This is a genomic window from Actinomycetota bacterium (assembly GCA_030017835.1).
GTDB lineage: Bacteria > Actinomycetota > Aquicultoria > UBA3085 > Oleimmundimicrobiaceae > Yes70-04.
Window position 1 is genome coordinate 1 of sequence record JASEGU010000055.1, and the last position, 2,370, is coordinate 2,370.

The 2,370-nt window shown below is 50.6% G+C and carries 1 protein-coding gene; it reads right to left on the reverse strand.

What is annotated here, in order from left to right; genetic code table 11:
- Positions 1 to 156 precede the first annotated feature (156 nt).
- A complete protein-coding gene (locus tag QMD53_07080) occupies positions 157 to 1,839 on the reverse strand; it encodes an IS1634 family transposase (GenBank protein ID MDI6800399.1) in 1,683 nt (560 codons plus the stop codon).
- Positions 1,840 to 2,370 lie beyond the last annotated feature (531 nt).

Consider the following 2,370-nt stretch of genomic DNA (forward strand, 5'->3'; position numbering starts at 1 on the left):
AATTTGATGGCAACGTCTTTCCTGACTTCCGCACCCCCACTTTTTTAAAACAATAAGCGCTGCTCATAAGGTATATGAACTTGAAATTTGGGTGCTGCACGGTATGATTCTCACATTCCCCACCCCTCACAATATTTTCTGGAGTAATTTCTAAGCTCACATATTGCCCTTCCTCAATAGTGATTCCTCAGTCAGGCCCATGGCCTGTATATACTGCCGTTGCTCGTAGGTGAGCGGGGCGGTGAAGCACCATTTATCGGCAACCCTGGCTACAAGCACCCCCTTGAATTTTACGGTCATCATGAACGAGGTCGGCTTCTTCGTCGGTTTTTTATCCCAGCCAGGAATGGTTGAATTAGTGCTCTTTAGGTATTCGCGCATCACATGTTCCATGAGGTTCCAGGTTAGAAGGGAGACGAGCAGGATGAATCCCAGCACCTCAATGCGGTCGGGCCTTTTAAGGAAGATATCGTTGACGATCAACGGGTCTTTCAAGAAACCGAAGTTGCGCTCGATGCCGTGTTGCTCCTTGTAGGCCGTGAGCACATCTTTAGGTGAGTGCGCCATATCGCCGGAAGCGGGAACATTGCTCAGCAGAACAAAGCACCCCGCCGCCTCCCTTATCCGCTTGATTTCATCCTTATTCTCGACCACCCCTCCTTCGAGAACATATCTTACCTTTGCTACCCTGCGCTCCCCGTTCTTCGGGGGCCTGCCCCTTGCGTAGGTCTCTTTCTCCACAACCGTACATGAGCAGTAGTGGCAGGGCGATCCATCAAGCATAAGACTTGCGGCTGCGGCTTCTGCGTCCTCCCGGCAGAAGTACTCAACCGCTTTGGCCTGGCTTAGAATCTTTTCATAAGCCTCTCGTGATTCGCTAGTGATGCGATCAAGCTTTTTCTGCCTGCGTTTGTCATGGGCATCGGAGTGCACCACTATGGCCCGATAGCTTTGCCCATAAAGCTCAACCGCACCCTCGCAGACGCGGTAGGATGCTCTCTTTCGTTTATCCGATGAGGCCACCTCGCTTTTAACTGCAATCCACTCATCCTTTCTTACCGCTTCTGCAATTATTCTATCGGTTTGCTTGTAGGTGAAGGGCAGCCTGGTGATGAAGAGGTTTTCTCCCAATGCCTCCAGGTTCTTTGGCGTGACAAAAGCAGAATCGGCGATATAGACGAAGGCACCTTCTGCCAGGCCATGCCTGGCCATGTGCCGGGAAAGGTTTGTAAGTACTTCGTTGTTGATTTTCTTGTCCGATGCATTCCCGCTCTCTGTGCCTCCAATGATTGGGATGTTGCGGTGGATGCAGAGCATCTTTAAAAGAAACTGCTTAAGATCAGGGCGCTTATCCTTGCTGTGACCGTGGGTTATTTTAAGCCCGTCACAGCCCTCCTCGCACATGCGGTAATCGCCCCACACGTTTACCGAGGTGGTATCGAAATGAACGTGGAGCGTGTTTACCTCCAAAGGATAAGCCATCGCTGCTCTCAACGCAATCTGGGAGAAGAGCTTCTCGGTGCCGGCTTCATAGACGGCATCCATAGCACGACCTAAAGTGGTGTCATTAAATGCTGTTGAGGGGGTCTCCCTTCCTAAAAGCAGGCCGGTATCAATCGATTCGGCAAATGTCTCCAGGCGGTAGAGCGGGCTTCTTCCCGAAAGTGTATCCAGCACCATAAGCTTGACCACGGTGCCTGAATCTACAACCATCTCGGTAGGAGCGGCGGCGTTGATCGTGTCAACGATCCCCATCCTTTCCATAAACGTCGCCACCACGGGCAGGTGTTCTGCATGGGTTATGTTCATCTCCGCAAGCATTTCTCCGATATCGCTCAAGTGATCACATCCCTTCTTAGACGAACAGTTGTTGACAGCATGTTGTATCCCTACTATGATACAACTATGAGCAGAAGTCAAACCGGTATAGAAGCGCAGATAAAACGAATCAAGAAGAACCTTACGGAGCTTGGGCGCATGCATCCCGGCTCTCTATCTTCCCAGAAGCGCACACGTGGGGGTGAGTACCACCAGCTAAGCTACAGCCATGGAGGCAAGGGTTATACAAGGTATGTAAGACCCGAAGATGTAGCAGATGTCAGGCAGGAGCTTCGCAGCTACCACAGATTTCGAGAACTTACGAGCAAATGGATCCAGCTTGAAATCGAGTTGGCTAAGCTTAAGCGTGATCAGACCAAATCAAAGAAGAGTTGAGTTGATCCCCGGAAATTCGGTGAAAAGTTGCGGCAAGGGGTGGGGAATGTGAGTTTGATTGTTTAAGCGCGGGGACGTTCTTGACTTGCGCAAATTGCTCGCTTGCTTAACTGTTAATAGCAACGTCTTTCTAGCTGGGGACGTTTTCCTTTGCGG